We start from the raw sequence: 5,778 nt of genomic DNA, 5'->3' as shown, positions 1-5,778 counted from the left end.
GGACGCCTCGGCGCGCGCGTCGGCGGCCTCGGCGCGTGCCTCGGACGCCTCGCGCCGGGCCTCGGCGATCTCGCTGCGCGCCGTCGCCGCGGCCGCCTGCTGGTCGGCCTGATCGGCGCTCTGCCGGGCGAGCGACACCGCGCGGGTGACCAGCCCGCCGAGCAGCGCACCCAGCGTCGTGGCGATCAAGGCCAGCACAACCATCTCCATGTCGTCGATCTTGCCGGGCCCCTCTGACAAAACTGGTGACCGACGCGGGCGCGGGCGTCCAATCGAGTCCTGGCAGGTGCGGTGAGCGGTGGGGTTGAGATCCCGGCGTACGCCGGGATGACGGGGAGCGCCGGGATGACGGGGAGCGCCGGGATGAGAGTGGTGCGGGCTAGGCTGCCGACAGCCAACCACCCATTGTCGTAAGGAAGCTGCCAGATGGATTCGTACCAGCCGGGAGCGGCGATGCCGGCACACATCGAGAGCTTGGCGGCATTCGTCTCGGCCAGCCCGTCCTCCCTCCATGCCGCGCGTCACACCGCGGACCTGCTGGTGGCGTCCGGCTTCGTCGAGATGGACGAAACCGCGCCGCTCGATCCGCGTCCGGGCGGGTACGTGCTGGTTCGCGACGGCTCGGTGCTGGCGTGGTGGATTCCGGAGAATCTCGGCGCGCCCGCGTTCCGGATCGTCGGCGCGCACACCGATTCGCCTGGTTTCGTGCTCAAACCGCGTCCCACCTCGTCGTTCCTGGGCTGGCAGCAGGCCGGCATGGAGGTCTACGGCGGTCCGCTGCTCAACTCCTGGCTGGATCGCGAGTTCGGCCTGGCCGGACGCCTGGTCACCGCCACCGGCAGCACCTTGGTCTCGACCGGTCCGCTGCTGCGGATTCCGCAGGTGGCGCCGCATCTCGACCGCAGCGTCAACGAGAAGCTGGTGCTCGACCGCCAGCAGCACCTGCATCCGGTGTTCGCGGCCGGACGTCCTGGTGCCGATCTGCTGGCCGAGGTGGCAATCGTGGCCGGCCTGGAACCGGCTGACGTGCTGGGTCACGACCTGTGTGCCTTCGTCACCGAGCCGCCCGCCCGGATCGGCCTGGACGGCGAACTGTTCGCCTCGCCGCGGCTGGACAACCTGGCCAGCGTGCACGCCGGGCTGACCGCGCTGGCCGGCCTTGCCGACGCCGACGCGATCGCCGTGCTGGTCTGTTTCGATCACGAGGAGGTCGGCTCGGCCAGCGCCACCGGCGCCAGCGGTCCGCTGCTGGAGACCGTGCTCGGACGGCTCGCCGACGCCCTCGGTTGGAACGTTCAGGAATCTGCGGCCGCACGGGCCCGCTCGGTGCTGGTCTCCGCGGACGCCGGCCACGCCGTCCACCCGAACTATCCGCAGTTGCACGACCCCGATCACCGGCCGCTGCCCAACGCCGGTCCGCTGATCAAATTCAACGCCAACCAGCGCTACGCCACCGACGCGGTCGGCGAGGCGATCTGGCGGCGGGCGTGTGCGGCGGCCGGCGTCCCTACTCAGGACTTCGTGTCGAACAACTCGGTGCCCTGCGGGTCGACGATCGGGCCGCTGTCGGCGACCCGGCTGGGCATCCGGACGGTGGACGTCGGCATCCCGCTGCTCAGCATGCATTCGGCGCGCGAACTGTGCGGCGTCCGCGACCCCGGATGGCTGGCCCAGGGCATCGGTGCCTTCTACGCCGGCGCCTGATCAGGGCGTGAACCAGCCGCGGGGGCCGACCCGGCGCTCGGCCGCGGCACGTACTGGTCGAAGCAGACGCGGGCGATCAACTCGCGCCGGCTGCGCACCGACGCCTTCTCGAAGTCGGTCGACCCGGACCGCCGGCTGCTGGCCAACCACGGGGTCTGAGCGACCCTGGTCGTCGGGCAGTTGTCTGAAATCGACCCCAGAGACGCCAGGGTCGCGCACTTTCGTGAGGCTTACGACGGCGTGTCGTGTGCCAACTCTGGGGTCGATTTCAGACTGATTGCCAGTAGACCCTGCGTCCCGACGCCCTTCGCGCGCGGCCAATCGGTGCTTCCCTGGGCCGGATGTGGTTGACCGGTAGACCCGCGGCCTGGTCGACTGACGGGATGAAGATCCAGCGGATCGTCGCGGACCTGACCGTCGCCGATCTGCCGGCCGCCGTCCAGGAGCATGTGGAGGTGTTGGGGCTCGATGTGGTGATGGACCACGGCTGGATCGTGACGCTGGCCGACGCCGATGGACACCAGCTGAGCCTGATGACCACGGACGCCTCGGTGCCGGTGAACCCGGATGTCTCGGTCTTCGTGGACGACGTCGGGGCGGCCCATCAGGCGGCGATCACTGCCGGAGTGGAGATCGTCCATCCACTGACTGCGGAGCCGTGGGGCGTCCTGCGGTTCTTCTACCGGGATTCGTCGGGCCGGGTGATCAATGTGGGTTCGCACGCCTGAGCGCGCTTTGATTGGGGCCTGAGCAACGAGGCTTTGCTGGTCATCGAAAGGAGAGTCCGATGGTTCTTGACCTTGCATCGCTGACAACTGCGGCGTCGACCGCGGAGATCGGTTGGAGTCCGGGACAGACCGCACACTCCGGGTTTTAGTTGATGCGGGCGCGGGCGCGGGCGCGGGCGCGGGCGCGGGCGCGGTGCCGTGCCGTGCCGTGCCGCCGGGAGGTCTGGCGACGCTGCAGGCTCGTGAGCAGACCGCTTCCGCGCAAATGGCCGGAGCGTCCACTGCGGCAGCCGGAGCGCCGGCCAAGTACGACTGGCGCAAAGTCGGTGGAGGCAACCATGTGACCGCTGTCAAAGACCAGGCGGGCTGCGGTTCCTGCGTCGCCTTCGGTGCTGTGGTCGTCCCCGGCCTTGTCCCCCGCGACAAGCATGATTGCTCGACGCTCAGGATCGAACGCGAACAGGATCCTCAGTGCGCTACTCCCAGACCAGAGGAGCCGGGGCTGAGCCGGGGCGGAGTTCCTTCATGTTCCGATGTCGAGAGGCAGTCCCCCTTTTAGGGAGTTGGTGCTTCGTGCCAGCTGACGCCGCCGTGCCGCGGTGGTTGTTGTGGGCTCCGACATGCGTCCGCGCACGGGCTCAGGTGTCGAGGCGGAACTCGGCGGAGGCGCTCAGCCTGTGGATCTCGGACGCGAGGTCGGCGTGCAGTCCGTCATGTGCCGCGCTCAGCGCGTACCGTTCGTCCCGCCAATGGTCGGGTGAATACAGCCAGACCGGTTTCGTGACCAGCTCGGCCGGCTCCCATTCGTAGCGAGGCCAGATGTGCGCGTGCAGGAATGGGTCGGTGTTGCCGAGGATCTCCACATTCACCCGCCGGAAATCTGGGTCGCGACGTGCGCACACGTTCTCCACCGCAGTGGCCAGGAGATCGACATCGGCGAGATAGCGGATCCGCTCGCTGCGCAGCAGGTCACTCAGCCGGTCGATGGTGCGGGACTTGGCCAGAGCCAGCGAATATCCAGGAAGCCATTGGACATCGCCGATGACCGCGAATGCCGCATCCAGTTCGGCGAGCACGGTGGGATTCGTTCCGTTGCGTGCCGCCGCGATTCGATCGACCGGCGAGTCGCTCATGTCACCGATGGTAGACATCAGGCTCGGCACCACATGTCTTCGGAGGAGTCGAGCACCGACCGCACAGCGTGACGGTGCCGCCCCTCGTGGGCGTTCCGCTATCGATGGCAGGTTGGAGAGTCCTCGCTCGAGACAGGACGATCACTTCAATGCCAGCGTCTCGACGAGCTGTCCCGTGACCTCGGCGATGAGATCGAAGTCCTTGTCCACCGCAAGGACCGTCAGCCCAGCCTTCTCAGCGGTTGCCGCGATCAGGAGATCGGGGATGGATGGCGCGCGGTGGCGTCCACTGTCAGCGAGCAGCATCTGCACCTCGAAGGCGCGATCCTCCATTGCGGGTGTCAGATGCTCGATCGGCATGAGTGATAGCGGTGGGAGGCCGAACGCTGCTCTCCCAGCCTCACCCGTTCGGGCGGAGAAGCCGAGCTCAAGCCTGGTCACCGTCGACAGGCGTACCAGACCTCGCTCGATGCGCGCGTTCCACCCTTCCATATCCGCAGCATGCCCTGTCTGCATCCGCGCGTACGCCGACTTGTCGATCAGCCAACTCGTCACTGCCACGCGGCATCCATCACGTCCGGATCCGCCAGGTCGCTGAAGGTCGTGGAGGAGCGGGCCCAGTCGTCAGCGGTCAACCTCGCCTCGGCGCTCGCAGCCGTAGCAACTTCGAGCTTCCGGCGCAGGAACTCGTTGCGGGATAGACCCAGCGCGAACGCCTCGGCATCGATCCGTTCCACCGCCGCGTCGCTGAGGCCCCGGATCAGCACATTCGTCATGAGAACCACCTCCGTGTTCGATGATATCGCGATATCACTGAAGGCGGAGGTGGTTCGGCGCGGTGCGCTCAGTCAATCAGCGATCGTCTTATCCTCCGGCCTGGACGCCCAGCTTTCCGTCCAGGCATCGTTGCCATAGCATGTCGCCCGGTCGGAGCTTTCGTAGTAGAGAAGGGCACCGGTCAAATTTCCGCTGTCCCGCGCAGCGTCCCGATGTCGCCGCAATGACGTGGTAGGGGCGCCTAGCGCGAACGTCCGTGACCGCCCACCCAGGCGATTCAGACCGTGTCTGCGGGTGCGATGACCTCGAACCCGAGGGAACGCGCTGCTTCATCGAGTCTGCGGTCGTAGGTCAGCACCGCCGAGGCGTCGAGCCGCACCGCCGCCTCCAAGTGCAGCGCATCCAGGGTGCGCAGGTATGGCATCGGCAAGAAGCCGGCACTTCGGTAGACGGCCCGATCGAGAGCGGCGAGAGAAACGCCCTCGAGGATGCGGGTGACGTCAGCCTGGTCAAGGCCCTCACGAATCGCGAGTCGCCGCAACTCGGTCTCCAGTAGATCGCTGGAAACCAATGCAGCGGGCGTTCGATCGAGCCAATCAACCAGCGCTTGGCTCTCTGGCTGTTCCAGCAGCAGTGCACCGAGAGCGGACGTGTCGACGTAGACGATCGGAGCGGCCGTCACCTGCCGCAATCCTCTCGCAAGTCGTCAAGGATGTCTGTGAGGCTGCGCTCGACGGTCCTGCGCTCGATCCCGAGCGCTGCCCAGCCGCCCTCACGACGTGCCGGGCGGGCGATCGTCAGCCGCGGCGCGGGCGCGTCCAGCGGCACGATCCGGCCGACTGGTACCCCGCTGTTGGTCAGCACGAAGGACTGACCCTCGCTCACCGCACGAAGCACGCGACCCGACTCGTTGCGCAACTCCCGCTGCGACAAGCTCTCCAGCGGTGACTCGCCGATGCTCATGACCCTCATCGTAGCGCGGGTGCGACGATAGATTGAGTTCCGACAGACAATCCGCGGTGTGCCCTGCCTGCAGCCGTACGCACACCGATCTTTCGATCCGCCGATGCGTCACCGCCCGGCGGCATCGATCACGTCCGGATCCGCCAGGTAGCCGAAAGTCGCCGCAGAGCGGGCCCAGTCGTCAGCAGTCAGCCCCGCCTCGGCGCTCGCAGCCGTCGCAACTTCGAGCTTCCTGCATAGGAACTCGTTGCGGGACAGACCCAACGCGGACGCCTCGGCATCGATCCGTTCTACCCCGCGTCGCTGAGGCCCCGGATGACCAGATTCGGCGCGATGTGCTTTTAGCCAGCCTCGTCATGCGACCTGCAGCGGTGTGATCGCCGCAATCTGATCGGCCACGCGATCCTCCGCGAGCTCCAACTCGTAGCGCGTCTGCAGGTTGAGCCAGAACTGCGCGGGCACCCCGAAGTAGC

At 67.4% G+C, this 5,778-nt stretch carries 9 protein-coding genes; 3 read left to right on the top strand and 6 right to left on the bottom strand.

From position 1 onward, the window contains the following. A partial coding sequence (locus QM619_RS09150) for a hypothetical protein (RefSeq protein WP_415107144.1) occupies positions 1–210 on the bottom strand: 210 nt, incomplete at its 3' end. Between the two features lie 216 nt (positions 211–426). Between QM619_RS09150 and QM619_RS09145 the strand changes: the two genes are divergently transcribed. The 3 genes from QM619_RS09145 to QM619_RS09135 all read left to right on the top strand — a co-directional run bounded on the left by QM619_RS09145 (position 427) and on the right by QM619_RS09135 (position 2,991). Then, a complete protein-coding gene (locus tag QM619_RS09145) occupies positions 427–1,704 on the top strand; it encodes a M18 family aminopeptidase (protein ID WP_415107141.1) in 1,278 nt (425 codons plus the stop codon). A gap of 383 nt (positions 1,705–2,087) precedes the next feature. Continuing rightward, positions 2,088–2,432, top strand: coding sequence for a VOC family protein (locus QM619_RS09140; protein WP_415107138.1), 345 nt, complete (start codon positions 2,088–2,090; stop codon positions 2,430–2,432). Between the two features lie 265 nt (positions 2,433–2,697). Continuing rightward, entirely contained in the window at positions 2,698–2,991 is a 294-nt protein-coding gene (locus QM619_RS09135) for a C1 family peptidase (RefSeq protein ID WP_415107147.1), read from the top strand. Positions 2,992–3,070: 79 nt separating this feature from the next. Here QM619_RS09135 and QM619_RS09130 read toward each other — a convergent pair whose 3' ends face one another. From QM619_RS09130 to QM619_RS09110, 5 genes are all read right to left on the bottom strand, one after another. Next, the gene (locus QM619_RS09130) at positions 3,071–3,565 is read right to left on the bottom strand and encodes an HIT family protein (RefSeq protein WP_415107135.1); all 495 of its coding nucleotides are present in this window, start codon (positions 3,563–3,565) and stop codon (positions 3,071–3,073) included. A 141-nt stretch (positions 3,566–3,706) separates the two neighbouring features. Beyond that, a complete protein-coding gene (locus QM619_RS09125; RefSeq protein ID WP_415107132.1) occupies positions 3,707–4,126 on the bottom strand; it encodes a PIN domain nuclease in 420 nt (139 codons plus the stop codon). Continuing rightward, positions 4,117–4,341 carry an antitoxin gene (locus QM619_RS09120; protein WP_415107129.1) on the bottom strand — a complete coding sequence of 75 codons (225 nt, stop codon included), beginning with the start codon at positions 4,339–4,341 and terminating at the stop codon, positions 4,117–4,119. The genes QM619_RS09125 and QM619_RS09120 overlap by 10 nt, the downstream gene beginning before the upstream one ends. 278 nt (positions 4,342–4,619) lie before the next feature. After that, positions 4,620–5,024, bottom strand: coding sequence for a type II toxin-antitoxin system VapC family toxin (locus tag QM619_RS09115; protein ID WP_415107126.1), 405 nt, complete (start codon positions 5,022–5,024; stop codon positions 4,620–4,622). After that, positions 5,021–5,305, bottom strand: a complete 285-nt coding sequence (locus QM619_RS09110) for a type II toxin-antitoxin system Phd/YefM family antitoxin (RefSeq protein ID WP_415107123.1) — start codon at positions 5,303–5,305, stop codon at positions 5,021–5,023. The genes QM619_RS09115 and QM619_RS09110 overlap by 4 nt, the downstream gene beginning before the upstream one ends. Positions 5,306–5,778: the final 473 nt, after the last annotated feature.

The organism is Micropruina sp., assembly GCF_047606665.1.
GTDB lineage: Bacteria > Actinomycetota > Actinomycetes > Propionibacteriales > Propionibacteriaceae > Micropruina.
This window is presented reverse-complemented; position numbering and strand designations above follow the sequence as displayed.